Genomic DNA, 23,733 nt, shown 5'->3' with positions numbered 1-23,733 from the left:
AGATGCAACGTTTTGCTGGCAAGGTCGCATTCGTGACGGGTGCAGCGTCAGGCATTGGCCTGGCAACCATGACCCGACTGGGTCGCGAGGGTGCGAAAATATTCGCAGCCGACATCAATGCCGGGCAACTGGCAGAGGAAGTGGCGAAGCTCAGCGAGGGGGGCGTGGACATCCACAGCCGTACGCTGGACGTCACCGATGAAGCTGACTGCCGCGCCGCAGTTGAACAGTGCGTGACGCAGTTCGGCAAGCTGGATGTGCTGTGCAATATTGCCGGCATGGTACTGACCAAGAACTTTGCGGACGTGAGTGTGGCCGAATGGGATCGAGTCATGGCGGTGAACACCCGCTCGGTGTTTGTGCTCTGCCAGGCCGCTATGCCGCACTTGCTGGAAGCGGGCGGGAATATTGTCAATATTTCATCCGCGGCGGGTTTGCAGGGGCTGCCCTATAACAGCGCCTACTGCGCCAGCAAGGGCGCGGTGCTGTTGTTGTCGAAGTCACTGGCGGTAGAGTTTGCCGGCCGGGGTGTACGCGTCAACGCGGTTTGTCCCGGCGCGGTGGATACACCGTTGATCAAGGGCCTCCAGATCCCCGAAGGTGCCGACCTCGCCCTGTATGGTCGCATGTCGCCATTGACGAGCTATTTTGCCCAGGCCGAGGAAATTGCGGGTTCGGTTGCTTACCTCGCATCGGATGAGGCCAGGTTCGTGACTGGCTCGGCGCTGGTTATTGATGGTGGTCAGACTGCGATTTGAGTCTGGAACGACCAGGGGCGGGGGGCGCCCTGCCGGCGTTTCCCCTGCGTTTTAGGCGTTGACGCGGACTGGACCTCAGTCGTTTGCAGTGATGGGTGTCGCGAAGCCCTCGGGTTTGATAGCGAGTACCGAACAGTCTATCTGCTCCAGAATGGTTTCCGCCGTGTTGCCCATGAAGAACCCGCGAATCCCCGTGCGCGCTACGGTACCCATCACCAGGCAGTCGACCTCCAGTTGTCGGGCGAGCAAAGGGACCTCCTGTCTGGGGGCCCCCTTGACGAGGTGGGTACGGGGAGCGAGATAGCGCAGGGCCTCCTGAGCCGCAGGATTCTGTGCCCCAATGTCATGCAACAGCCTGTCGAGTTGCTGTCGATGCTGGAGCCTCTCCTGTTCAATGCCCGAGGCCAGTCGGTCCTTGGGTATGCTGGCAGACACTGCGAGGTTTTGAGCCAGCTCGGTCATTGCCTCCCATGCGTGCACAACATGCAGTTCTGCGGATTCCGCCAATGCGAGGCTGGCAGCCATTTCCAGTACCTGCACGTTCAACTGGCGGTGTCTTTCGAGTTGCTCAGGTGGATGAAACTGTGCGACATCGACCGCCGCCAATATGCGTTTATAGGGTCCGGCTATGTCGGGTTTGACAAACCATATGGGGCAAGGGCATTGGCGTAACAGCTGCATGTCATCCCCGGCAAAAAAGCGATCCAGCCAGGCGGGTGACTCGGGGCACTTGATGACCAGGTCATGGCTCCCGCGCAGCACTTCGCGGATAATCTCCAGAAATGAAGTCCCCGTCAGAACCGTGTGCGGAATGCTCGCTCCCCTCTGGTGATGCGCAGTCAGTGAGGCCAGCCGCGCTTCGTGTTGCTGACGCAGCGCGCTTTGCAGGTCGACAGGGTCTGAACCCGCGTGCGACAAACCCGTGAAAGACGGCAAGCGCGGAATCACGGTTGCGACCGTGAGTGCTGCCTGATTGCTATCTGCGAGCGCAACGGCGCGTTCCCACGCCAATTCACTGGAGGCATCCGCTTCCAATACGCATAAAATGTGTTTGAAACGCTTCATGGCAGTGCCCCCGGCTCTTGCTTGCCTGTGTGACCTACGTTGAATCCGATTCCGTGATCCTGTCGGCTGCTTCGTAGGCAGCATCAGAGAACGGTGACAGGACAATATCCGCACCGGCCTGTTCGAGCTCGGCCACATCATTGTCGAATTGAGCAGTGATCGCGGTACGGCCACGGTATCCCTGCTGTCTCAGTGAATGCAGGAGGGACAGGTTGGCGCGTTTCTCGCGCGCCGTACTGATTATCCATTGCACACGTTCCAGTGGCAATGTAGCGGAGAATTCGGGGTCTTCGGCATCACCAAACATAACGGGGTAGCCCGCCGGATCTCCATGCCTGGTCAGGTCCGGATTAATGTCTACCGTCAATACACGCCACCCTCGTTCGCGCAGCGAACGAGCAATACCGAAACCGTATCGTCCAAGGCCGAACAGTAGCGCTTGTGGCACGGCATCATCGGGTAGGTCTTGCGTCGACATTTCTCTATGCGTTTTGCGGCGTTCAAATAGCCGCAACCACGGTGCGAGCACGTTGTAGAGTTGGTGCGAGTAGATGATCATGTAGGTCGAGGCACTGATGGTAATCAGCCCTACCAGTGTGATCAGGCCCATGGTTTCTGCGCTGATATGGCCAAGGCTGAGCCCGAGAGCGCCCAGGATCAGTGAGAACTCACTGATTTGCGCCACCGTCAGGCCGGCGAGGAACCCGGTGCGGCTCCGGTAACCGAGGGCGCCCATGATGATCAATACGATCAGTGGATTGCCGACCAGTACAAATAGTGAGAAGACGGCAGATTCGAGCAGTTGTGCGCCCAGCATGCCCAAATCAAGGTGTGCACCAAGGTCGATGAAGAAGAACAGCAACAGGAAATCGCGCAGGCTGGTGAGGCGCGCACCCAGCGCGTCGCGATACGGCGTCGAGGCGAGGGATACCCCGGCGATGAAAGCGCCCACTTCTTTGCTGAAGCCCAGGGTAACCCCGAGTGCCCCGAGCGCCAGCCCCCAGGCGATGCCGAAAAGCACAAGCAGCTCTTGCGACTGGGACAGCATATGCGTGAGTTTCGGCAGCACGTAGCGCATGGCAGCGGCCACAAACAGCAGGAACACCGCGCCTTTCAACAGCACGGTCAGGGCCGCTACTGGCACCGATACGTCCTCAGTGGCCCGCATCGCATTCAGGCCGATCATGACCAGTACAACCACCAGGTCCTGCACGATCAGGAAGCCCAGCGCAATGCGGCCATGCAGCGTATCGACCTCGCGCTTGTCCGAGAGCAGCTTGACGATGATGATGGTGCTGGAAAATGTGAGGGCTACCGCGACATACAACGCGGTCACGGGTGGCATCCCGAAGGCCACCGCAATCAGGTAGCCGACAATGCTGGTGAAAGCGACCTGTCCCAGCCCCGTTGCCAGCGCGACCGGTCCCATGGTTTTGATAATGTGCAAATCCAGCTTCAGTCCGACGACGAAGAGGAGTAGCGCAATGCCGAACTGCGCCAACAAATCGATTTGGTCGTCTGCGGTCACCCAGCCAAGCATGGAGGGGCCAACCATGATGCCGACGGCGATAAATGCCACAATCAAAGGTTGGCGCAGGCGAACGCCAATGGCACCTACGAACGCCGCGAAGAGCAGCAGCACCGCTATCTCGGTAAATACGTCGGGGAACAGTCCCATCAAGTTGTCTCTCTGATGGCTGGAGAACAGGCCAAATGATATAAGATCATGCTTTCATAGGGGTGAGCAGAAAACAAGGAACCGGTCAGAATTCGACGGAGGAGCGCCTGCAATGACCACGCCGTGGCACAGCCGTGATGGCACCGATGTACTGGGCGATCTTGACAGCGATGCCCGGGGTTTGTCCGGGCACGCTGCAGCACAGCGGCTGCACGAGCATGGCTCGAACACCCTCCCGCAACCAGCGCGGCATGGTCTCCTGGTGCGCTTTCTGCTGCACTTTCACAATGTCTTGATCTATGTCTTGCTTGGGTCGGCAGTCGTTACAGCGCTGCTGGGTCACTGGGTGGACACCGTTGTTATCCTGGCGGTGGTGGTACTGAATGCGGTTATCGGCCTGGTGCAGGAGGGCAAGGCCGAGAGAGCCATGGATTCCATCCGCCACATGCTGGCGCCGACGGCATCAGTCATGCGCGATGGCAAGCGTCAGAAAGTGCCCGGAGAATCACTGGTGCCGGGCGATATTGTTCTCCTTGAGTCCGGTGACAAGGTGCCGGCCGACTTGCGCCTGCTGAGAGCGCACGGTCTCGCCGTCCAGGAAGCGATCCTCACCGGAGAATCCGTACCGGTGGAAAAAGGTGTCGAGGCTGTTGCCGCCGCTGCGGTGGTGGGAGATCGGGCCTGCATGGCGTTCAGCGGTACCCTGGTGGCAGCCGGTCAGGGCGAGGGCGTGGTGGTCGCGACCGGCGCGGATACCGAGATTGGCCGTATCGGCAGTATGCTCATCGGGGTGGAGGCCCTCACCACGCCGCTGGTGCGGCAGATGTCGCTATTTTCCCGCTGGCTCACGCTGTTCATCCTGGCTCTCGCAGGCCTGATTCTGGCTTTTGGCCATTTTTTTCAGGGTCAGGACCTGGGCCAGCTGTTCACGGCAGTGGTGGGGCTCTCCGTCGCTGCCATTCCCGAAGGTCTGCCGGCGGTACTGACGGTGACCCTTGCGATCGGCGTGCAGGCGATGGCCCGCGAACACGCCATTGTGCGCCGTCTGCCGGCGATCGAGACCCTGGGCTCGGTCTCGGTGATCTGCAGTGACAAGACGGGCACCCTCACCCGCAATGAAATGATGGTGGCGGCGGCGAGCATCGCCGGCGCCGACGTTGTGGTACAGGGTTTCGGCTATGAGCCCGTTGGCGAGGTGCGCGGCGACACTGACCGTGAATATCCGCAATGCCTGGACGTACTGGCCAGGGTGGCTGCCCTTTGTAACGATGCAGCACTGCATCGGCGAGACGGCGTGTGGGAGGCCGAGGGGGATCCCATGGAAGCAGCCCTCCTCGCCTTCGCCGGCAAGCTGGGTCTCAATCAGGAGGACACTCACGCCACCTGGGTACGTACCGACTTGATTCCCTTCGATACCCGTCACCGGTTTATGGCCACTCTCAACCATGACCATGACCACCACGCCTGTGTGCACGTTAAAGGCGCGCCGGAAACCATCTTCGGGTTCTGTAGCGCGCAGCGCGCTCCCGACGGCTCTACCGCCAGCTTCGATCACGATATGTGGCACGCTCGGGCGGAAGCACTGGCGCAGGAGGGCCAGCGTGTTCTGGCGCTGGCGACGGTGGCTGTGGCGGAGGAAAAGAACGTCCTGGATTTTGATGATGTGGAAAGTGGGCTGGTTCTGGAGGGGCTGGTAGGGCTTATCGATCCACCGCGGCCTGAGGCCATTGCTGCCGTTGCGGCCTGTGCCGGCGCCGGAATCAGCGTGAAAATGATCACCGGCGACCATGCTGGCACCGCCGCCGCCATTGGCCGCCAGATTGGCCTGGAAAATGCTGATCGGGTGCTGACCGGGGTCGAACTCGACCAACTTGACGATTCTGAGCTGGCGGCGCGGGTACTGAGCACCGATGTTTTCGCCCGCACCAGTCCCGAACACAAGCTGCGTCTGGTCAAGGCGCTGCAGAGCAGCGGCAAGGTGGTGGCAATGACGGGTGACGGTGTCAATGACGCCCCGGCCCTGAAGCGCGCCGATGCCGGTATTGCCATGGGGCTGGGTGGCAGTGAGGCGGCCAAGGAAGCCGCCGAGCTGGTGCTGGTTGATGACAATTTTGCCACCATTGTCGCTGCGGTCCGCGCCGGTCGCACGGTCTATGACAACCTGAAGAAGGTTATCGCCTTCCTGCTGCCGGTAAACGGGGGCGAATCCCTGAGCCTGTTGCTGGCAATCCTGTTCGGCCTGACCCTGCCGATTACGGCGGCCCAGATCCTTTGGGTCAACATGGTCAGCTCGGTGGTCCTGGCCATGGCCCTGGCGTTCGAACCCACCGAACCCGATACGCTCAAGCGGGCACCGCGGGATCCGGCCAGCCCCATTTTATCCCGCGGCCTGGTGGTGCGGATTGTGCTGGTGTCGCTACTGTTCTGCGCCGGAGTTTTCGGTCAGTTCTGGCTGGCGCTGGCCCAGGACCTGCCCCTGGAGACCGCTCGCACCATGGCCGTGAATACGCTCGTGGTTATGGAGATTTTCTACCTGTTCAGCGTCCGCTACGCCTATGGGACCTCCCTCAGCCTGGAGGGGATCAAGGGCACCCGGGCCGTCTGGGTGGCGCTGCTGGTGGTGACCGGCCTGCAGCTCGCCTTCACTTACCTGCCGTGGCTGGCAATGTGGTTCGAGGCGCAGCCGCTGGGGCCCCTGCAGGCGCTGCAGGTGCTCGCCATGGGCGTGGTCATGTTGTTGCTGATGGAAGCGGGCAAGGCGGTACGGGCGCGTTGGGCCATCGCTGTATGAACGGCCCCGTTCCCGGTAAGGTGTCGGTGCTGCAATGCTTTGCGAGCGCGGTCGTCCGCACCGTCGTGTTGCTTGTGTTGTGGTGGGCGCTCACAGAGGGGGATGCAGACGCTGTCGCGTTCGGGCTCTGGGTGGTGCCCCTGATCGTCGTGTTGTGGTGGCGTTTGTTTCCGCCAGAAGGCCGGGGTCCTCGGGTACTGGCTACCCTCGCGTTTGGCGGTTATTTTCTTTGCGGTTCGGTTGCTGCGGGCCTGGATGTGGCTCGGCGCCTCCTCTCACCGCGCCTGCCGATTAGCCCCGGCTATTTGACCTATACTACTTCTCTGCCCGCGGGTAGCCCGCGCTGGTTGTTGGCCAACACGCTCTCGTTGCTGCCTGGAACGCTCAGTGTGACCTTGCGAGGGCCGCAGCTTGAGCTGCACTGTCTGGATACCACGGCGCCTGTGTCTGCTGCGGTGGGCCACGTAGAAATGCGCATCGCCCGGATGTTTCCCCGATGACACTACTGATGGACACAGTGGCCGTCGTGCTGTTGCTGCTACTTGTCGTGGGCCTGCTGCGTATCTGGCTGGGGCCTGAGCCGGCAGACCGTATGTTGGCTTCACAACTCTTTGCTTCCACCGGCGTGGCGTTGCTGTTGGTATTGGCGGAGTCGCAGGCGCAACCGGCGCTGCGCGATGTTGCCCTGGTGTTGGCGTTACTGGCGGTCCTGTCTACCGTCGCATTTGTGACCCGTGTCATGCAGGTTGCCCGGGCGGACAGCAGAGGAGAACGGCGCGATGTCTGATAGCCTCATCATGCTTTTACAGGCGCTTCTGCTGGTCATCGGCTGCCTGTTTTTCCTGGTGGGTACGCTCGGTCTGTTTCGTTTGCCGGATACCTTGACGCGCATTCATGCGCTGACCAAGGCGGATAATCTTGGTCTCGGTTTTGTGGTTCTGGGGTTGTTGCCATCGGTGCCCGGTCCAGCCACCGCTGCCAAGATTCTACTCATCTGGCTCATCGCACTGGCGGCCAGTGCGACCGCAGCCCACCTCGTGGCAAGGACCGTGCGCGCTACCGATGCCAGCCGTGATCGTGAGGAACGCGCATGAGCGGGTGGCTGGATGGTCTTCTCGTGGTGTCTCTGCTGGTGACGGCGGTGGCTGTGCTGTTGTCCCGTGACCTGTTTCGCGCGGTGGTGATGTTCATGGCTTTTGGCTTGCTGATGGCTCTGGCCTGGGTGCGCCTGCAGGCACAGGACATCGCCCTCGCGGAGGTGGCCATTGGCGCCGGGCTCACCGGAGTCCTGTTGCTTGATGCGGTGAGTCATTTCCGGCGCGCGCGGCCTCAGCATCGGTCCCGGGGGACGGAATAACTGTGTGGCGGCCAGTGCGGGTGGTTGTGACTTTGGCGGCATGCGTGGGCTTTGTCGTCGCGCTGGCGGCTGCGGTGCTGGGTGCCGCCGGAGCCGCAGCGCCCTCGGAACTGTCGGACCAGTTGCAAGCCAGCCTGGCGCGCAGTGGTGTGGAACATCCGGTCACGGCGGTTCTGCTGAATTTTCGCAGTTACGATACCCTGCTTGAGATCGGCGTGCTGGTCATAGCCGGCATGGCGGGAATTTCGCTGGCCAGCACCAACGCGCTGGAGGATCCGGCACTGCGCAGTGCGGACTCTCTGCTGTATGCCCTGCAGCGCTGGTTCGTGCCGGTAATGCTGTTGCTGGCAGCCTATCTGCTGTGGGCTGGCGCCGACCGCCCCGGCGGTGCATTTCAGGCCGGTGCCGTTCTCGCCGCGACGGGCGTGCTCATGCGTCTGGGCGGCCTGCCCATGGCGTTTATTCGCCCGGGAATCCTGTTGCGGCTCGGCCTGGTGCTTGGCTTTGCGGTGTTTTTGCTGGTGGCCGTTGCCGGTGCCCTGAACGGCGAAGCCTTTCTCGCCTACCCAGTGACGATCGCGGGCGGACTCATCCTGATAATTGAGATCGGCCTGACGTTCTCCATCGGCATGATTCTACTGGCCCTGTTTGTGGCGGCGCCCGTTACCGATGAGCACGAGCCGGAGGAGGGAGGCGGGTTGTGAGCCTCAATCTGCTGTATGCCCTTGCCGGTGTTGCCTTGTGTGGCATCGGCCTTGCGGGTTTTCTGCTGCTGAACCACCTGCTGCGGCGCTTGCTGGCCTTCAATCTGCTTGGCTCGGGGGTTTTTCTGGTTCTGGTCGGCCTGGCGCAGCACGGCGATGGTCCGGACCCCGTGCCCCAGGCACTGGTGCTGACGGGAATTGTCGTCGCGATTGCCGCCACTGCCCTGGCCATCGTCTTGATTCGTCGTTATTTTCACCTGACCGGGCGCACCTCGCTGGATACGGGAAATAACGCGGGCGACGGCGGAGGGGAATCTTGAGTCAGTGGCTGATAGCGGGCCTGCTGTTCACGCCCCTGGCGTGGGCAGCGCTATCTCTGCTGCTGGGTTTCCGTCAGGGCCGGTGGCTGAGCTGGCTGGGTATGGCCATTCAGATGGCCGTGTCCCTTGCCCTCTGGTTCGCGGTGATGGAGGGGGGCGGTTTCTACTATGCCCTGGGGGGTTGGAACGCGCCGCTCGGTATCGCCCTGCGGGTAGACGGACTGGCGGTGACCTTTGTGCTGCTCACTGCGGCTGTGGGTACGGCCTGCGGCCTGCATGCCGGCGTCTACCTGGATGCCGACAAGCCCTGGCAGCGCTATTTCTGGCCGCTGTTCTGGTTCCTGTGGGCGGGCCTCAATGGCGTCTGGCTGGGCGCCGATCTGTTCAACCTCTATGTCAGCCTGGAACTCATCAGCCTCTCTGCCGTGGGGCTGGTCGCCCTGGGGGGAGAAGCGGCCGCTCTGCGCGCTGCACTGCGTTATTTGTTTGCCGCCCTGCTTGGATCGCTGGCTTATCTGCTGGGCGTGGCTCTGTTCTATGGGCGCTTCGGCACCCTGTCGCTGGCAGTCATCGACCAGCTGCTGGTTGGCGGGGAGCCGGCGCTGATTGTGGCTTTGCTGCTGATGCTGGCAGGTCTGGCTCTGAAGACAGCCTTGTTCCCGCTGCATGCCTGGCTACCGCCGGCCCACGGCATTGCCCGATCACCGGTCAGTGCGCTGTTGTCTGGGCTTGTGATCAAGGCCTCATTTTATATTGCCGCGCGCCTCTGGATGGAACTGGGGGACCGCCTGGGGTCCCCGTGGCTGGCGCAGGGCATGGGTGTGCTAGGCGCCGCTGCGGTTATCTGGGGCAGTTGGCTCGCTTTCTGCCAACCCCACTTGAAGCAGGTGGTTGCCTATTCTTCGGTGGCCCAGATTGGTTACCTGTTCCTGCTGTTTCCACTGACCTTCGCGGTCGCCGAGCCCGTGTCCCTGCTCGCGCAGCAGGGCATCACCCTGCAGGTCATCAGCCATGCCCTGGCCAAAGCCGCGATGTTCCTCGCCGCCGGCAACCTGATCCTGTCGGTGCGCAGCAACCGGGTGAAAGCGCTAGCGGGGGTGAGTCACTTCCTGCCATTCTCCCTGTTCTCGTTCGGTCTCGCGGGGGTGTCGCTGATGGGCTTGCCCCCGACCGGTGGCTTTGCTGCCAAGTGGCTGCTGCTGCAGGCAAGCCTGGCCAGCGGCCAGTGGTGGTGGGTCGTGGTGCTGTTGCTGGGTGGCGTTCTGGCGGCGGCCTATGTGTTTCGTATCTACCGGGCCTCCTTTCTCGAAGTCAGTAACAGCGATGACTTCTACCATCCGCCACAAAGCCTGGAGGCAATCCCGATGATACTGGCCCTCCTGGCGTTGGGGCTGGGGCTGGTGGCGGAGCCCGTGCTCTCGGTGCTGGCGCTGCCGTTTGAGGTGGTTGCTGCTGAGGCCGTTCACCCGTGAGTGCCGGGGCGTTATTGCCGATACTGGCTCTGCTGAGCTCGCTGCTGGCGGCGGTGGTCATCTTTGCCTTGCCGGAAACCAGCCACCGCTTGCGTACCCTGGTCAACCTGTTGGCGGCATTGCTGAAGCTGGGTATCGTTGCGGTGATGACCTGGGGCGTGTTCCAGGGTATTGATTTCAGCGTCAGTTTCACCATGCTGCCGGGGGTCCGTTTCATGCTGCGGGCTGATGCCCTCGCGATGCTGTTTGCGGGCCTCTCGGCCCTGCTTTGGTTGTTGACCACCATCTATGCGGTTGGCTATCTTGAGGACTCGCCCAATCGCAGCCGCTTCTTCGGCTTCTTCAGTCTTTGCGTTGCCAGCACCATGGGCATTGCCCTGGCGGGTAACCTGTTTACATTTTTCCTGTTCTACGAAATGCTCACACTGTCGACCTATCCGCTGGTCGTGCACCGGGGTACCGAGAAGGCTCTGCAGGCGGGGCGAAACTACATCATTTACACGCTCGGTGGTGGCGTGGTCCTGCTGCTGGGGATAGCCTGGCTGCACGGTCTGGCAGGGGATCTGGCATTTCGGGAGACGGGGCATTTCCAGGGATCAGACCCCGCGTTGCACGGCCAGCTAACACTGATTTTCGTCGTGCTCATCGCGGGTCTCGGGGTCAAGGCCGGCATGTTTCCAGTGCATGGCTGGTTGCCCCAGGCCATGGTGGCGCCCGCGCCTGTCAGTGCGCTGTTGCATGCGGTGGCGGTGGTCAAGGCAGGGGCCTTTGGCATTGTGCGTGTGGTCTACGATATTTACGGCATCGACTTCGCCTTTGCGCTCGGTTTGCTGCAGCCCCTCGCCTGGCTGGCGGCCTTTACCATTCTTTACGGCTCGGTGCGGGCCCTGACACAGATCGACCTCAAGCGCCGTCTGGCGTTTTCCACCATTAGCCAGGTGTCTTACATTATCCTGGGGGTGACCCTGTTCGGTCCGATCGGCACGGTGGGTGGCCTCGTCCACCTGTTGCACCAGGGCATCATGAAAATCACCCTGTTTTTTTGCGCGGGCAACTACGCCGAGACGCTGGGGGTGCATCGGGTCGATGAGCTGGACGGCGCCGGCGCCCGGATGCCCGCAACGTCGGCAGCCTTTACTCTGGCGGTCCTCGGCATGATCGGGGTGCCGCCGTTGGCTGGTTTTGTTACCAAGTGGGTGTTGGGTACTGGTGCGCTTGCCGCCAGCATGGAGTGGGTCATTCTAGTTCTGCTCCTGAGTAGTCTGCTCAATGCCGCCTATTTCCTGCCAATCGTCTATCGACTCTGGTTCAGCCCGGTTGTCGCACCGTGGCCGGCAGAGCGGCGCTGGGGCCGGCTGGAAACCAGTGCCTGGCTACTCTGGCCGCCGCTGGTTACCACACTGATGCTGATACTGGTCGGCCTGCTGGCGGCGACAGCGTTTAGTCCCCTGTCGTGGGCGCGGCTCATTGTGGTGAGGATGTACCTGCCGTGAACGGATCTCCACCGCTCGTGTTGGTTGCCGTCAGTGTGCTGCTGCCACTGCTGTATCCACTGCTGGCGACACGCCGTGGCTGGCACCGCGCCCTGCGCGGTGCCCTGCCGCTGCTGCCCGTGCCGGCGCTGTTACTGGCCTTCCAGTCGGCCGCGCCCTGGACACTGGAATTGCCTTGGCTGTTGCTGGGCAGTACCTGGATGTTGGATGAGCTGCGGCGCAGCTTCCTGTTGTTGACGGCGCTGCTGTGGGGTGTGGCGGGGTTGTACGCGGTCGGCTATCTGGGTGCGCAACATGTGCGCAGGTTTTGCGTGTTCTGGGGGCTGACCCTCTCCGGCAACCTCGGCCTTGTGCTGGCCGCAGACATCGCCAGCTTCTATGCCTTCTTCACCTTGATGACCTTTGCCGCCTATGGCCTGATTGTTCATGTGGGCAGCGGCCGTGCGCGTTTTGCCGGGCGCGTCTATCTGGTGATGGCGCTCTGCGGTGAAATGGCCATGCTGGCTGGATTCCTGCTGGCGGCGAGCACCGGGGACAGTTTGTTACTGAAGGATCTGAACGTCGGCATCGCCGGCAGCGCCAACAGTGAGCTGATGACGGCGCTGTTCATCGTTGGTTTCGGGGTCAAGGCGGGCTTGCCGCTGCTGCACTTCTGGCTGCCTCTGGCACATCCGGTGGCGCCAACACCGGCAAGCGCCGTACTCAGCGGGACGATGGTCAAGGCGGGGCTACTGGGTTGGCTGCTGACCTTGCCTGTCGGTGAGGCCGGCTGGTTTGCCTGGGGGCAATTTCTGATGCTGATGGGCTTTGCTGGCGCTCTCGGGGCGGCCGTGTTCGGTGTAAGGCAGCGGGATCCCAAGACCGTGCTGGCCTGGTCCAGTATCAGCCAGATGGGATTGCTGACGGTGCTGGCAGGCGCAACGCTGGCGGTGCCAGGGCAGGTATCGGGGCTGCTACCGGTGATTGGCGTGTTTGTTCTGCATCACGGTTTGGCCAAGGGTTGCCTGTTTCTGGCAGTGGGCCTGGTACTTCCCGCTCACCGTCTTCTGAGATGGGTGGTGTGGTTGCTGCTTGCCCTGCCGGGCCTGTCCTTGTTGGGAGTGCCGTTAACCAGCGGCCAATTCGCGAAGGGCGTGATGAAGGATGCCTTGCTGGGGCAGCCGGGCTTGCCGCTGTATGGGCTGCTGCCGCTGTTGTTGCAGGCGACTACGCTGGCGACGCTGGTGCTCCTTGTTCGCTACGGCTGGCTGTTGTGGCAGCAGCTGGAGCGAGGCAATATCCGTGCGACGCGCTGGCTGGGTTGGATGCTCGCGGTGCTCTGCAGTACCGTAGTGTTCTGGTATTTGCCCACTGTAACGGCGGTCATGTCGGCTTGATCATGGGCGAGCGGCGGAATATAAACTGCCGTGTGCCGCCTCTGCGATGAGTTACCCTTACTGCGTGCCTTTTGGCCCGCCGATCTCGTTGCATGTTCTCCGTGCTGCTGTCCTGGCTTTGCTGTTATGTCGATGGGCCAGGGTGGATGGCACCCGGACTGGTGTGTTTTCAAGTTGCCGGCTAGGTTGTAATTGTCGCCGTGGTCACCGCCGCGGGGGATCAACCTTACTATGCGCTCTATGGTCCCCCGATTGCGTCAAACGTTCTCCACGTTGCTGTGCTGGCTATGATTCTTGCCGGTGAGGCGGCGGTTGCGGCGCTTGCATCGGCCGGCGTGTACAGGATGCTGAGAAGCCGCTTGGCGGCGCCTGAGGTTTTTGCCGATGCCACACGTCCGGCGGTGGCCGCGTGTGCCGTGGGCATGCTGGTCTGGTTTGGACTGTTCGTCGTCATTGGCGAGGGCTATTTCATGCTCTGGCAAAGTCAGGCAGGTGCCGGGCCGATAGCCGGGGCGACGCGCTACGGTACGGTTTGTGGGTTTTTTATGCTGTTTTTATTGCTGGCGCCCGACACCGATCCGTAGCCAACCTCTCTGGATTACGCTGCCACCAGGCTTCACGGCTTGCAGTTCTTCTCCCCCGCCATAACGCACAACCCGTAGCCCAGGCTGCCGTTCTCGCGGCAGTTTTTGCTGCCTGCCAGCATGCAAAGGCCGTAACCCAGGCTGCCATTTTTCTTGCACAGGGTGCCGTCTGCCACTTCACACAGACCATAGCCTAGTGAGCCGTCGGGTTTGCAAAGAGGCTGCCCAGCCGCTTCACAGAGGCCGTAGCCAACCTTCAACCCGGGGTTGTCGAGCTGCACCAGTGCCGCAATGGTTTCCAGCGAAAGTTCACGGCTCTGCAGCTCATCGACCAGCGCCTCCAGGTTGTTCCCCAGTGAGGCAGTGCTGGCGCACAGCAAAAAAACGGTTATCAGGTACTTCATAGCTAGAGCTCCGTGCCGTTAGCCGCTGGGTTGTGAAAGCCCGGCTGCGCAGTTGATATTCAGTATTGATGCTCCCTGCTTCGTCAGCTGGCATCATCCTTGAGTGTCGCCTCGCGTGTGCTGACGATGGCCATGGTGATCAGCCCCGTGGGTACCGCAAACACGCCCAATCCGATCATGAGGGTAAAGAAGGTGAATATCTTCCCCCCCACAGTCACTGGGTACACATCGCCGTAACCCACGGTCGTGAGTGTCGCCAGTGCCCACCAGAATGAATGGAATACCGAGGCGAAGGTGTCGGGTTGCGCGTCCCGCTCGAAAAAGTAGATTCCGACGGCGGCGAGGTAGAACACGAATAGCGCGCCAATACCGAACACAGCGAGGTCCACGCGTACCAGGCGGAAGGCATCGCCAATGCGTTTGGCTGCGTCGACATAGCGAACGAGTTTGAACAAGCGGAAAAGCCGAAACAGCCAGAGAATGCGCAAACTGCGCAGGTCGAGCCCGAGCTGCAGGTAAAATGGCAGAATCACCAGCAAATCGATAAGGCCATGAAAGCTGAAGATGAAGGCCAGGCGTCTCTCGCTAAGCCACAGGCGCAGCAGGTATTCGATGGTGAAGACGATAATCACGAACACTTCGAACCGGTGCAGGTTGCTGCGTACGTCTGGCGGAAGGTCGGGCAGCGTTTCAACGGTAAATGCGACAATGGAAAGTACGATCAGCGCTTGAATGAAAGCCTGGCACGCGCGCCCGAACAGCGTTCTATTGCCGGCAAAAACCGTCTGTAGCCGCGTTCGCAGGCTGGGTGCCTCGGCAGTCAAACTCGCTCTCCCTGTGGTTCAGACTGGTACATCAACCGGGATAGTTGAAGCGCTGTACGGCGGATTTTTCGCCATTTTTGTAGGTCAGTTGCACGGTAACGTAACGCGTGCTGCGGGGCACCGTAATATGCACCGGTGTTTTGGCGTCAATAGGTGCCAGGCCGGGTTTGCGCCAGGGTGGAAAGCGAAAGTTCCGGTGCGGCTGGGCAGCGTTCAATCCGTACTGAATCTTCTCGATACTGCCCCGATAGCTCATCAGGTGGGTGAAATACAGTAGACGCTTGCCGTCGTAGTCCCTGAAGCTCACCCAGCTTGTGTTCGTTGCCTCAAGCACGCGCTGGTTCGCATCTTCGCTCTGTTTCTTTCCCTTGAACTCAACGCTGTAGGGCCCTTGCAAGTTGCCCCTGAGGTCGCGGTAGCGCACATCAATGGTGGTGTCGGGCTGGCCGGCGGGCAAGTTGAAGAACAGGTTGGGCGCGGGTTTGCCCGTTTGCGGATTGATCACGCCACTGTCCCCAGTACTGCGAGGCTCAGTACTGCCCTGCACATTCCAGAGCACCTCAAGAGCAGGCTCGGCGATAGTCACCTGGGCGGTGTAGCCGGCGTTGTTGGCGGCGAAGGAGAGGGATAAGGGGTTCTCCAGGGTGCCATCACCCAACGCGTTCAGCGCTTGCAGGCGGGCACTGGCGTCATTGCGCCATTGCTCAACCAGCGACTGATCGATCATGTACTTGAGCAGACCGCCGGCTTCATCGACTGCCTGGAATTGCTGCAGGTAACGTCGTTCTGCACGTTTATCAGCGAGTGTCTGAAAGCCCAGGCGGCGCGCGGACACGTCCTCACTGAGATGATAATAAACAGGTGCGAAATCCGGGTGCTGCTCGGCATGGTTTTCGAGCGCAAGCACGCGCTGTGGCGCTTCGAGTAGCAGCAGGCGGACGTAGGCGGGCATGCCGTCCTCCTTGCCTGTCATCAGGGTGGTGTAGGTCTCGCGGGCGCCTGCTGTGCCTTCTTGCACTTTTAGAAACGCGAGAAATCGGAGGTGTGGGTCCAGAAGTGGTAAATCACTGCGGAAATAAATGATATAGGAACGTTGTGCGGCAGCGTAGTCGCCGCCGAGTTCCTGTAGACGCGCGTTGTGATAGTAGTCCTCCGGCGAACGGGGGTTGTCGATCACGCCGCCGCTGGCGAAGTTCTCCCGCATTTCTTCCAGGGTACGGAGCACCTGCGCGGAACTGCCTTCAAGGCGCGCAGCGCTTTCGCGCAGGCTCAGCGTGTCCTCGGCAATTCCGTCAAGCTTCGCATCAATGATGCCGAGGCGTGACTGTAGTTCAGCGATGCCGGGGACGGCTACCGCGATAAACCCGGTTTCTTCCGCGCCCTCACCAGACTGGAAGAGCACAATCAGTCCAAACACACCGGCGGCTAGACCGGTAAAAGCAACTCCGCCCAGAAGATCCTCGTTCCCGCGGCGATAAAGAATAAACAACAGCACGAATGCCAGCGCGGACATCCCGAACAAGTAGGATGCGAACGGTGCAATGGGTTGCAGGACATCGGCGACGAGCCCACCAATTGTGCAGGCCGAGCCAGTGATGGTGAGGGTGGTACTGCGCAGGCTCTGGAAAACAGTGCGATCAGTGAAGGACTGTAGAACAGACATAGGCGTTGGCCATTGTTTTTCTCAATACTACACGGTGCGCCCCCGTTCGGCTATTTGGCCCAATGGTGTATGCACAAGCCCAACCAATTGCGTGGCGGGTGAATATTTTCTCTGCGCTGGCTAGGCGGACGGTGTGGTTTCTGCTAAAGCTACGCATCGCCAATCGGCGACTCACATAGACGCAGGAGATGGACCTTGGACGCGCTACAGATCACACGACGCAAACTTATTGCCACGGCACTCGCCGGAGCTGCTTTGAGCACCGGTTTGTTCATCAGCTCGCCGGCGGCAGTGGCCGGCGTAAAATTGAAGACCTCCAACAAACGTGGCCTGGCCAATATCAAGCAGGTGAGGTTGGGGAGCGTGGCGCTGGCATGCCTGACAGAGCGCAGGCGCCAGATATCGGTTGGGGGTGGGTTCCGCAGCATGGGCGGCGCCTCTCAGGCCACCGTGCAAACAAACCTCAGCGGATTGACCGACGCGGACTTCCAGGCGGCGGCAGACGCGGCCTATACAGCGGTCATCGCCGCGCTGTGCGCGAATGGAGTGGAGGTGCTGGACAACAGTGCCCTGTTGGCATCACTGCAGGAGAGTGAGCCTGTACAGGCCAATGGGGCCGAGTACGCCTTCCCTGAAGGCAACAAGCAGAGCAGCAAGGCAGTGATGTACGGCGCGAGCGCGTTTGGCGGTTATGTGCCACTCCCGGAATGGACACCGACTGCGCCGGGCCTGGCGGGTATGGGGTCCATGGGGCTGGTGATGTCGGCGAATCGTGTGGCCACGCTTTTCTCCCAGCGAGCAGCTGAAGACGGGGTGCCGATACTTGGAATTCTGATTGGTGTTAGCCCTGTGCGGATAGAAGCGGATTTTGGCTCCGACTGGCGTGTCCCCGATGCGTTTGGCAACGGCGGTCTGACGCGCACAGGCGCGCTGAGCACGGAGACCGGTCTCTCATCGCACCCCCTGCTTACCCGTCTGGAGGTGTTTCCCACCAGCGGCAAGCCGGCGCAGGTCAGAACGGAGGAGGAAATCGGTATTCAAGGTGGCGTAGGCAGCCTGACCGATACTACAGACGGTGTCACACAGGCTGCGCAGGGCATAGGGAATGTATTGTCTGTGTTGGGCGGCTCCGGCCGGCAGTCGAAGACGACCCGTTATACTCTGGAAGCCGATGTTCCTTCCTATGCCGCAGGCGTTGCCGCTCTGTCGGGCGATGTGACGACGGCGCTGCTGGGCGGCTTTTCCTAAAGGCTTTAACGGGAGGGTAGGGCGGGGTACTGGCGCAGCGTGAGGCTATCCCCGCGCTGCGTGAATTCCAGGTGTTTGAGGAAACTCATACCGAGCAGAACCTCGTCTGTTTGCAACCCCGGTACAATGCCGGCGCGAACATCGGGGAGCCGTATGTCCGCGACGGCCACCTCGTCCAGCACGGTGGCGTAGCTTATCGCCATACCGTTGGCGGTTTGCGTGCGGTAGGCTCGCCCGCGCTGTAGCCCCAGACGGCCTGCCAGCGTCTCCGGAATCGCCACCCCGGTGGCTCCGGTGTCCAGCAGGAAGGTGACCGGCTGTCCGTTGATCTCGCCGCTGGTGACATAGTGCCCAAAGCGGTTGCGTTGCAGTGTCACTTCGCGGATGCCGTCCTCAGCGTACAGAGTCTCGGGGCGCGGGTTCGGGTTGAGTTGCCGTTCCAGCACGTCGCTGAAATACAGAACGCCCAGCCCCAGCAGAACTATCCATGCCATGGCTTGCATGCCGAGGCCCATGCGTTTCTGTTCCTGAATTTCCTTGTCGTCGCTCATTGGGTTGATGAGGTGCTCAATGTTGAGTGGGGTATACAGACCTATAATAATGCATTTCTTGGTGGCTCATTGAGCGATGCCGGCGGGGTTGACTTCCCCGGCTCTGTGTCGCGCATAATCCCAACGTCTTTACCGCCATGAGAGAACCTGTATGCCCGTACAAATTACCCTCTTGCTGACCAGTCTCGCACTGCTCGCCGGCTGTGGCGGTGATGAACTCGTAGAGGTCTCCACACCGGCCTCTGAATCAGCCGCTCAGGTTTCGGCGCCAGCAACGACTCCGGCCCACGCGGATGCACCTGTGATAAGCACCACCGAGGTGCTCGTTGCCTCTTCGGTGCAGGACATGATCGCGCTGCTTGAGGGTGAGGATTGGTGGGGCGAACCCAAAACCGACGAGCCGCTGGCAGTGCCGCACCTGCTGATCACTGCGATCAAGCCGAACTGGCAAGAGGCGTCGAAGAATATTCCTGTGCAACAGAAAAAGGCGTTGTTCTATCGCCTGATGCTGCCGCTGGTAACGCATGCCAACCATATGGTCATGGAGTTTCGTGCCGGGCTGGAGCAGGCGCAACAGGAATTGGCCAGCGATGGCCGAGTGTCGGAGCAGAGCCTCGTCCTGCTGCGGCGGCTGGCGTTGTTGCTGCCTGGCGAGACTGAGGAGCATGTAGCTGCCCTGCAGCAGAATACCCCGGAGCTAAAAGGCATGATCGACGACCTGCTGTACCGTGTCGATACCGTACCTGCGGGCCTTGCGCTGGGGCAGGCGGCATACGAAAGCGGCTATGGCACCTCCCGCTTTGCGGTACAGGGGAATTCACTCTTCGGCCAGTGGACTTACCAAGGGGATGGGATCAAGGCTAAGGAGCACCGCAGCTACAAGGGTGATTATTCTATCAAGGCTTTCGACTGGCCGTTCGACAGCGTGCGCGGTTACTTCATCAACCTGATGTCCCACCCCGCCTATGAAGACTTCAGGGACCTGCGGGCCGAGATGCGCGGACGCGGCGAACCGCTGTCTTCGCTGGCGCTGGCAGACGGTCTGCTGCGCTATTCCGAGCGCGGCCAGGAGTACGTGGACTCCCTTAAAGGCATGATCCGCCACAACAAGCTCGACCGTGCGGATGGCGCGGTGCTGCGCGACGAGCCGGTTCGATTCCTGCTGGGCGCCGAGAGCCCTGTGGCGGCGGAAAAACTGCGGGCTGACATCGAGGCGATGCGTGCTAACGGTAAACTGCAGGAACTGGTAGATGGCATGCGGTTGGACTGAGTTACGCACACTCTCTCGAACCTGTCAGTCCACGGTGGTGGACTGACAGGTTATCAGTGATCTCAACCGCGATGTGCTGGAGCTTATGCGTCAGGGAACCAGCCATTGGAATTCATCAGGGGTCAACAATGCCCGCCGATGCCCTTCCGCGGCCAGTTCCAGCCAATCGATACTGAGAACGTTGGCGATAATAATAGCGAAGGCAGGCGACTCAGCAGGCTCTCCAGCATGGACGGGCATTGGTGACCCCGGGGTTTGCGGCGCAAGATAATCGGCTGCTGCAGCGGTTTTAACAACGGTTTCCCAGGCCTGTTCTACCCTCTCGCCCCGGGTTTCGATTCGGGTGCTCAGCGACACACGTAGTTGCCAGCTCAGCGCTTTGCTCCAAAAGACCAGCACCGACGACGGGTTGGCGGCCAGAGCCAAGGCCTTGGGGCTGCGATGATCGGTGTAGATCATCAGGCGCTGGTACGTCTCCTGCGCGTCGCGTAACACCACCGTGCGAGCCTGGGGTAAGCCATGCTCATCGACGTTCGCCAGAACGGGCAAGCGCCAAGCATGATGTCGGTCAATAGTCGCGCACTGCAGTTGCTCCCAGATAGCGCGCCGTATCTTCGCTTGAGAATCCACTCGTAAATCTCCAATAAAGGGTGGTGCTAACGCGGGGGAAAGGCCATGAAGATCATGGCCTGCCTAACCTGATAACTGCGTATTCTTGCTCTATTGGTTAGCCGGTGTCGCTGTCTTCATTGCCATGACTCGCATACCGACCCACACCAGGCCGATGAAGTATAGTAAGGCCATACCAAAATCAGAGCGAGGACGACCAACCCGTCGGCATCACCTAGCCAGCGGGGCAGCGCGAACACCAAGCACGCCATCAGTAATCCCACAATGGCGCCCACCACACAAGCGAACAGCTTGTCCCAGGCGAAATGCTCGATTCCCGCCCAGTAGAGCAGGAACAAGAATCCGGCCCAGAACTCGTGTACACCGAGCGCCGTATTGAGAGCGATGAACCCCGCGACCACAATGATGACGCCCAGCAGCACCAGCAGTCCCTTGGCGGGGGTCATGAGATCGTTGGTCTCGGTCTGGTCGGTTGTGTTGTTGTTATTCATGATAATTCCCTTTGGAATGGCTTGTACGCTGAGCGAGTGGGGCTGCGGAATGGTTGCAGTAAATCATCGATGCTCTTTTGATCCCGGCCATCGCCGTAATTGAAGCACACGCTCTTGGCAAAAACCTCACCAACACGATGCCACTCGCTACGTTTCACCACCCGCGGAAATTCACTCAGGGTATTGAGTATTTCGCGTCAATCTTGGGCGTGGTTTTTTATTCGAATTATGGTTTTTTTAACGGTGGTGTCTTGTACTAGCGAAAGCTAGCGGCATGCGGGCGCCTTAAAGGGCGCATTTGGCAAGGGCTATAGAGTCTTGGGCGACCTGTTGTATTCTCCGGCTGGCTGCCGGATTAATGCCTGAATCTTGTCGCCTCATATTCAAGCACAGGGGGATCAGATAGATGCTATTGGACCACCAGTCACTCAAGAAACGACAACGCGAGGAGCGAGAAAATCACCCCACCAATCTGGCATTGCGTGTACATCGTGCGCTCAGTTGGCTGGACAGGGCCGAGCGTTGCGAAGATCAGGACGGGCGCTTCATATTCCTCTGGATTGCTTTTAATGCCGCCTATGCCAACGAGATCGGTGACCGAGAACGCGCCCCGGAACTGCAGGTTTTTGAGGGTTTTTTACAGAAACTGGTGGACCTGAATCGCGACCAGCTGCGCGATTGCAACGCCTTTTTAGGCAAGCTGGTGCCCTTCGTGATTCTACTGATGCTGGATAACCCCAACGTGCTTTGGGGCGATGCCTGTTATCCGGTGGTGGCAAGCTGAAAATCTTACTGCCCCAATATTTTCAGTCCCTGGCCATACGGATTGTTTGGGCTGTCTGTCCGGTACGGGCTGCCAGCACCGTAAGGATTGTTGATGGAATCGGCGGAGTAAGGGCTGCCATAGCGTCCGTAGGGATTTGAGGTGGATTCGGGGTCGTATGGGTTGCTGCTCAGCTTTCCACGGTAGTGGCCCTGGCTGTCGTAAAGCTTCGGGGCATCGGTCGCGTAGGGATTGGTAGCCGATTTATTGCTGTGGCTAATACCGTAGGCGCCATAGGGGTTGTTGATGCTGTCCGCGTGGTAGCGGCTGCCTGCTCCGTAGGGATTGCTGTTGGAACTGCTATTGTAGGGATTGGCGCTGAGGTTACCCTGAGCAAGCGCGGAGCAGCCGTACAAGGCCGCTAGCAGGATGCTGAGCTTGAAACGAATCATCCGATGTCTCCTTGGCTGTAATTTCGCTCTAGCGTGTTGAGCGCTGTGCAGACATGTGTCGCCGGTTCTCCCTGGTTGGGCAGTTTGACGTTTTCTGTCAGCGTCGGTTTGCCATTAACGCCACTCAGTGTCGACTATAGACGATCAACCCGACGATCGTAGTAGTGGACGGACGTACAGGTACAGTTTTCAGGCAGGTTCTGCTGGGGCTGTGGACAAGAGCCAAAACTCCTTGCTCGATGGTGTACTGTCCCGCGACGAGGCTTGTTCAAGCAGGCTGAACCAAAAATGCTCCCCGTCTTTTCTTGTTGCAGACGGCCGGTTACGTTGGTAGATTGACCCCAGCATCAAGAGGAGCAATAGCTCCACCAACCGCCCACTCCGGGAACGGTGGTAAAACGATGCGCCATGCGCACAACCGTGCGTGGAACACATAGGAGAACGTCATGCCCAGTCTACCTTCGCCTGTCTTTCGCTTTCCCCCTTATTACGGGGCCGGAGTGTGTGGCCTAGCCTGTTACCGTATTTCAATCATAACGCTGGTTCCCCGGCAGCAGTTGCTTAGCGTATTACGCGTGTTCAGCGCCCTGACTCCGATTCATCGGCCGTCGCTGATTGGATGGCTCTGATATGAAACGCAGAGAATTCATGAAGTTATCGACGGGAGCCTTAACGGGTCTCGCTGTTGTTCAGGGCGCTAACGCATCATTGCAGGAGAACACCCAACAAACGCCGAGGAGGAAAGGCACATCGCTTCTTCGCGTCTTGGCTGTGATCCACCCATTGGATTTGGAATATCGGTTTAATCTTGCGGGTCACTTTATATGGGTTGACTTGGATCTTTCCACGGGGGAGTACGAGGTCTGCGGGGAATTTGATCAAATACACAGTCACCCGATGGCTAATTGGATCTCAGGAGCTCATCACCGTATACCAAACATCTATAGAACACCGGGTTTTCCACAAGAGAAACCTGTTCTGCCAGACTATTGGTTATGGCCTGAACTAGTGGAGACCTATCCTGTGGATGGTTTTTGGACAGCGGACATACCTCGATTTGTGAAGGCCACCTTAACCAGAGATATTGCTAGATGGCTCGCAACCGATGAGATTCAGATTAGAGATCGCCGAGACGATTTTGACCTTCTTTGGGCTGACTGGGATCTCGCCACGGGTGAGTGGAATGAATGTGCAGTTGACGACCCGATCTATGACAGTGTTTTATGCCATGGCGTCACTCCGGAATACGAAAAATGGGAAATAGTTGAAATGATGTCGAAGGAGGAAATAGAGGCCTTTTTCAAAAAATCACGTGGCTGAGTTGCGTAGGCCAGCCCGACATGGGCTGCCCGTTCGCACCCGTTTGAAAACAGTACATGCAGTTTCTGACTATACTGCGCCCACAGCATCAAGAAGGGCTTTATGCCCTGCCAACCTGCCCACCTGGGCAAGGTGGTTTCCGTAAGGAGATGTGGCCATTAGGCAACCAAACAGGTTCCGTATGTCCCCTTGATGCTCCCGATGAACTTTTAGCGGAGCACTGACCGTGAACACAATCGATATGTCTTTCCGGCCCGGCAGCTATTGGCCAGAATCCCTGGCGCCCGAGCAGTTATTGTCACTGGTACGGGCCATTTCCACATCCCTTTTGGCATTTTAGGGACACCGCCTCAGGGTGTTCTGTGCCGGTGTTCCTAAATGCGCAGGATTTTGCAGCACGCTGATGGACCGCGATGGATAATAAAAAAGCCGCAAACCCTTGTGGGGCGCGGCTTTCGTGGACTTCTTTGGACTTGCTTGGATGCTGCGGGAAATGTGATTGGTGGAGGCGGCGGGAGT

General features: G+C 59.9%; 25 protein-coding genes and 2 riboswitches. Of the genes, 16 read left to right on the top strand and 9 right to left on the bottom strand.

The window, feature by feature from the left end; translation table 11 throughout:
• Nucleotides 1-2: 2 nt before the first annotated feature.
• Nucleotides 3-758, top strand: a complete 756-nt coding sequence (locus tag EGJ68_RS15780; RefSeq protein ID WP_123035517.1) for an SDR family NAD(P)-dependent oxidoreductase — start codon at nucleotides 3-5, stop codon at nucleotides 756-758.
• Between the two features lie 75 nt (nucleotides 759-833).
• Here EGJ68_RS15780 and EGJ68_RS15775 read toward each other — a convergent pair whose 3' ends face one another.
• Together EGJ68_RS15775 and EGJ68_RS15770 are read right to left on the bottom strand one after the other, a co-directional pair.
• Complete coding sequence (locus EGJ68_RS15775; protein ID WP_123035516.1) at nucleotides 834-1,823, bottom strand: universal stress protein; 990 nt, start codon at nucleotides 1,821-1,823, stop codon at nucleotides 834-836.
• A gap of 34 nt (nucleotides 1,824-1,857) precedes the next feature.
• On the bottom strand, nucleotides 1,858-3,501 hold the full coding sequence (locus tag EGJ68_RS15770; protein WP_123035515.1) for a cation:proton antiporter: 1,644 nt from the start codon (nucleotides 3,499-3,501) through the stop codon (nucleotides 1,858-1,860).
• A gap of 112 nt (nucleotides 3,502-3,613) precedes the next feature.
• On the opposite strand from EGJ68_RS15770, the gene EGJ68_RS15765 reads away from it, so the two are divergent.
• The 11 genes from EGJ68_RS15765 to EGJ68_RS15715 all read left to right on the top strand — a co-directional run bounded on the left by EGJ68_RS15765 (nucleotide 3,614) and on the right by EGJ68_RS15715 (nucleotide 13,598).
• Entirely contained in the window at nucleotides 3,614-6,292 is a 2,679-nt protein-coding gene (locus EGJ68_RS15765; protein ID WP_123035514.1) for an HAD-IC family P-type ATPase, read from the top strand.
• On the top strand, nucleotides 6,289-6,792 hold the full coding sequence (locus EGJ68_RS15760) for a Na+/H+ antiporter subunit E (RefSeq protein ID WP_123035513.1): 504 nt from the start codon (nucleotides 6,289-6,291) through the stop codon (nucleotides 6,790-6,792). Before EGJ68_RS15765 ends, EGJ68_RS15760 begins: the two co-directional genes overlap by 4 nt.
• On the top strand, nucleotides 6,789-7,079 hold the full coding sequence (locus EGJ68_RS15755) for a monovalent cation/H+ antiporter complex subunit F (protein WP_123035512.1): 291 nt from the start codon (nucleotides 6,789-6,791) through the stop codon (nucleotides 7,077-7,079). Before EGJ68_RS15760 ends, EGJ68_RS15755 begins: the two co-directional genes overlap by 4 nt.
• Complete coding sequence (locus tag EGJ68_RS15750) at nucleotides 7,072-7,386, top strand: cation:proton antiporter (RefSeq protein WP_199228076.1); 315 nt, start codon at nucleotides 7,072-7,074, stop codon at nucleotides 7,384-7,386. Before EGJ68_RS15755 ends, EGJ68_RS15750 begins: the two co-directional genes overlap by 8 nt.
• Nucleotides 7,383-7,649, top strand: coding sequence for a Na(+)/H(+) antiporter subunit B (locus EGJ68_RS15745; protein ID WP_123035511.1), 267 nt, complete (start codon nucleotides 7,383-7,385; stop codon nucleotides 7,647-7,649). The genes EGJ68_RS15750 and EGJ68_RS15745 overlap by 4 nt, the downstream gene beginning before the upstream one ends.
• Before the next feature lie 26 nt (nucleotides 7,650-7,675).
• A complete protein-coding gene (locus tag EGJ68_RS15740; protein WP_158283711.1) occupies nucleotides 7,676-8,353 on the top strand; it encodes an MnhB domain-containing protein in 678 nt (225 codons plus the stop codon).
• A complete protein-coding gene (locus EGJ68_RS15735) occupies nucleotides 8,350-8,673 on the top strand; it encodes an NADH-quinone oxidoreductase subunit K (protein ID WP_123035509.1) in 324 nt (107 codons plus the stop codon). Before EGJ68_RS15740 ends, EGJ68_RS15735 begins: the two co-directional genes overlap by 4 nt.
• Nucleotides 8,670-10,145, top strand: a complete 1,476-nt coding sequence (locus EGJ68_RS15730; protein ID WP_199228075.1) for a complex I subunit 5 family protein — start codon at nucleotides 8,670-8,672, stop codon at nucleotides 10,143-10,145. Before EGJ68_RS15735 ends, EGJ68_RS15730 begins: the two co-directional genes overlap by 4 nt.
• A 14-nt stretch (nucleotides 10,146-10,159) precedes the next feature.
• Entirely contained in the window at nucleotides 10,160-11,638 is a 1,479-nt protein-coding gene (locus EGJ68_RS15725) for a complex I subunit 5 family protein (protein WP_199228074.1), read from the top strand.
• Entirely contained in the window at nucleotides 11,635-13,014 is a 1,380-nt protein-coding gene (locus EGJ68_RS15720) for a complex I subunit 5 family protein (protein WP_158283710.1), read from the top strand. Before EGJ68_RS15725 ends, EGJ68_RS15720 begins: the two co-directional genes overlap by 4 nt.
• A gap of 200 nt (nucleotides 13,015-13,214) precedes the next feature.
• On the top strand, nucleotides 13,215-13,598 hold the full coding sequence (locus EGJ68_RS15715) for a DUF2165 family protein (protein WP_269845673.1): 384 nt from the start codon (nucleotides 13,215-13,217) through the stop codon (nucleotides 13,596-13,598).
• 32 nt (nucleotides 13,599-13,630) lie between these two features.
• On the opposite strand, the gene EGJ68_RS15710 is transcribed toward EGJ68_RS15715, so the two are convergent.
• The 3 genes from EGJ68_RS15710 to EGJ68_RS15700 form a co-directional block, all read right to left on the bottom strand.
• Nucleotides 13,631-14,002, bottom strand: a complete 372-nt coding sequence (locus EGJ68_RS15710) for a hypothetical protein (RefSeq protein WP_123035505.1) — start codon at nucleotides 14,000-14,002, stop codon at nucleotides 13,631-13,633.
• An 83-nt stretch (nucleotides 14,003-14,085) separates the two neighbouring features.
• Complete coding sequence (locus EGJ68_RS15705; RefSeq protein WP_123035504.1) at nucleotides 14,086-14,826, bottom strand: ion transporter; 741 nt, start codon at nucleotides 14,824-14,826, stop codon at nucleotides 14,086-14,088.
• A 31-nt stretch (nucleotides 14,827-14,857) separates the two neighbouring features.
• Complete coding sequence (locus tag EGJ68_RS15700; protein WP_123035503.1) at nucleotides 14,858-16,489, bottom strand: hypothetical protein; 1,632 nt, start codon at nucleotides 16,487-16,489, stop codon at nucleotides 14,858-14,860.
• A 195-nt stretch (nucleotides 16,490-16,684) separates the two neighbouring features.
• Here EGJ68_RS15700 and EGJ68_RS15695 point away from each other — a divergent pair, with 195 nt between their 5' ends.
• Complete coding sequence (locus EGJ68_RS15695; RefSeq protein ID WP_123035502.1) at nucleotides 16,685-17,737, top strand: hypothetical protein; 1,053 nt, start codon at nucleotides 16,685-16,687, stop codon at nucleotides 17,735-17,737.
• Nucleotides 17,738-17,742: 5 nt separating this feature from the next.
• On the opposite strand, the gene EGJ68_RS15690 is transcribed toward EGJ68_RS15695, so the two are convergent.
• A complete protein-coding gene (locus EGJ68_RS15690; RefSeq protein WP_123035501.1) occupies nucleotides 17,743-18,288 on the bottom strand; it encodes a retropepsin-like aspartic protease family protein in 546 nt (181 codons plus the stop codon).
• A 151-nt stretch (nucleotides 18,289-18,439) separates the two neighbouring features.
• Here EGJ68_RS15690 and EGJ68_RS15685 point away from each other — a divergent pair, with 151 nt between their 5' ends.
• Nucleotides 18,440-19,558, top strand: a complete 1,119-nt coding sequence (locus tag EGJ68_RS15685; protein ID WP_123035500.1) for a glucosaminidase domain-containing protein — start codon at nucleotides 18,440-18,442, stop codon at nucleotides 19,556-19,558.
• 90 nt (nucleotides 19,559-19,648) lie between these two features.
• On the opposite strand, the gene EGJ68_RS15680 is transcribed toward EGJ68_RS15685, so the two are convergent.
• Both EGJ68_RS15680 and EGJ68_RS15675 read right to left on the bottom strand, forming a co-directional pair.
• Nucleotides 19,649-20,188, bottom strand: a complete 540-nt coding sequence (locus EGJ68_RS15680; protein ID WP_158283709.1) for a pyridoxamine 5'-phosphate oxidase family protein — start codon at nucleotides 20,186-20,188, stop codon at nucleotides 19,649-19,651.
• Nucleotides 20,189-20,304: 116 nt separating this feature from the next.
• The gene (locus EGJ68_RS15675) at nucleotides 20,305-20,679 is read right to left on the bottom strand and encodes a hypothetical protein (protein ID WP_123035498.1); all 375 of its coding nucleotides are present in this window, start codon (nucleotides 20,677-20,679) and stop codon (nucleotides 20,305-20,307) included.
• 406 nt (nucleotides 20,680-21,085) lie between these two features.
• Here EGJ68_RS15675 and EGJ68_RS15670 point away from each other — a divergent pair, with 406 nt between their 5' ends.
• Nucleotides 21,086-21,463: a HEPN domain-containing protein gene (locus tag EGJ68_RS15670; protein ID WP_233248859.1), complete on the top strand. Its 378-nt coding sequence runs from the start codon at nucleotides 21,086-21,088 to the stop codon at nucleotides 21,461-21,463.
• A gap of 5 nt (nucleotides 21,464-21,468) precedes the next feature.
• Here the strand turns inward: EGJ68_RS15670 and EGJ68_RS15665 are convergent, their stop codons facing one another.
• Complete coding sequence (locus EGJ68_RS15665) at nucleotides 21,469-21,894, bottom strand: hypothetical protein (RefSeq protein WP_233248858.1); 426 nt, start codon at nucleotides 21,892-21,894, stop codon at nucleotides 21,469-21,471.
• 339 nt (nucleotides 21,895-22,233) lie between these two features.
• A riboswitch (SAM-I-IV-variant riboswitch) is annotated at nucleotides 22,234-22,338 on the top strand.
• A 186-nt stretch (nucleotides 22,339-22,524) separates the two neighbouring features.
• Here EGJ68_RS15665 and EGJ68_RS15660 point away from each other — a divergent pair.
• Complete coding sequence (locus EGJ68_RS15660) at nucleotides 22,525-23,214, top strand: hypothetical protein (RefSeq protein WP_158283708.1); 690 nt, start codon at nucleotides 22,525-22,527, stop codon at nucleotides 23,212-23,214.
• Between the two features lie 80 nt (nucleotides 23,215-23,294).
• A riboswitch (SAM-I-IV-variant riboswitch) is annotated at nucleotides 23,295-23,394 on the top strand.
• Nucleotides 23,395-23,733 lie beyond the last annotated feature (339 nt).

Source organism: Haliea alexandrii (assembly GCF_003719295.1).
Taxonomy (GTDB): Bacteria; Pseudomonadota; Gammaproteobacteria; order Pseudomonadales; family Halieaceae; genus Haliea; species Haliea alexandrii.
Note: the sequence above shows the minus strand (reverse complement) of the source record. Positions and strands in the feature narration are given on the sequence as shown.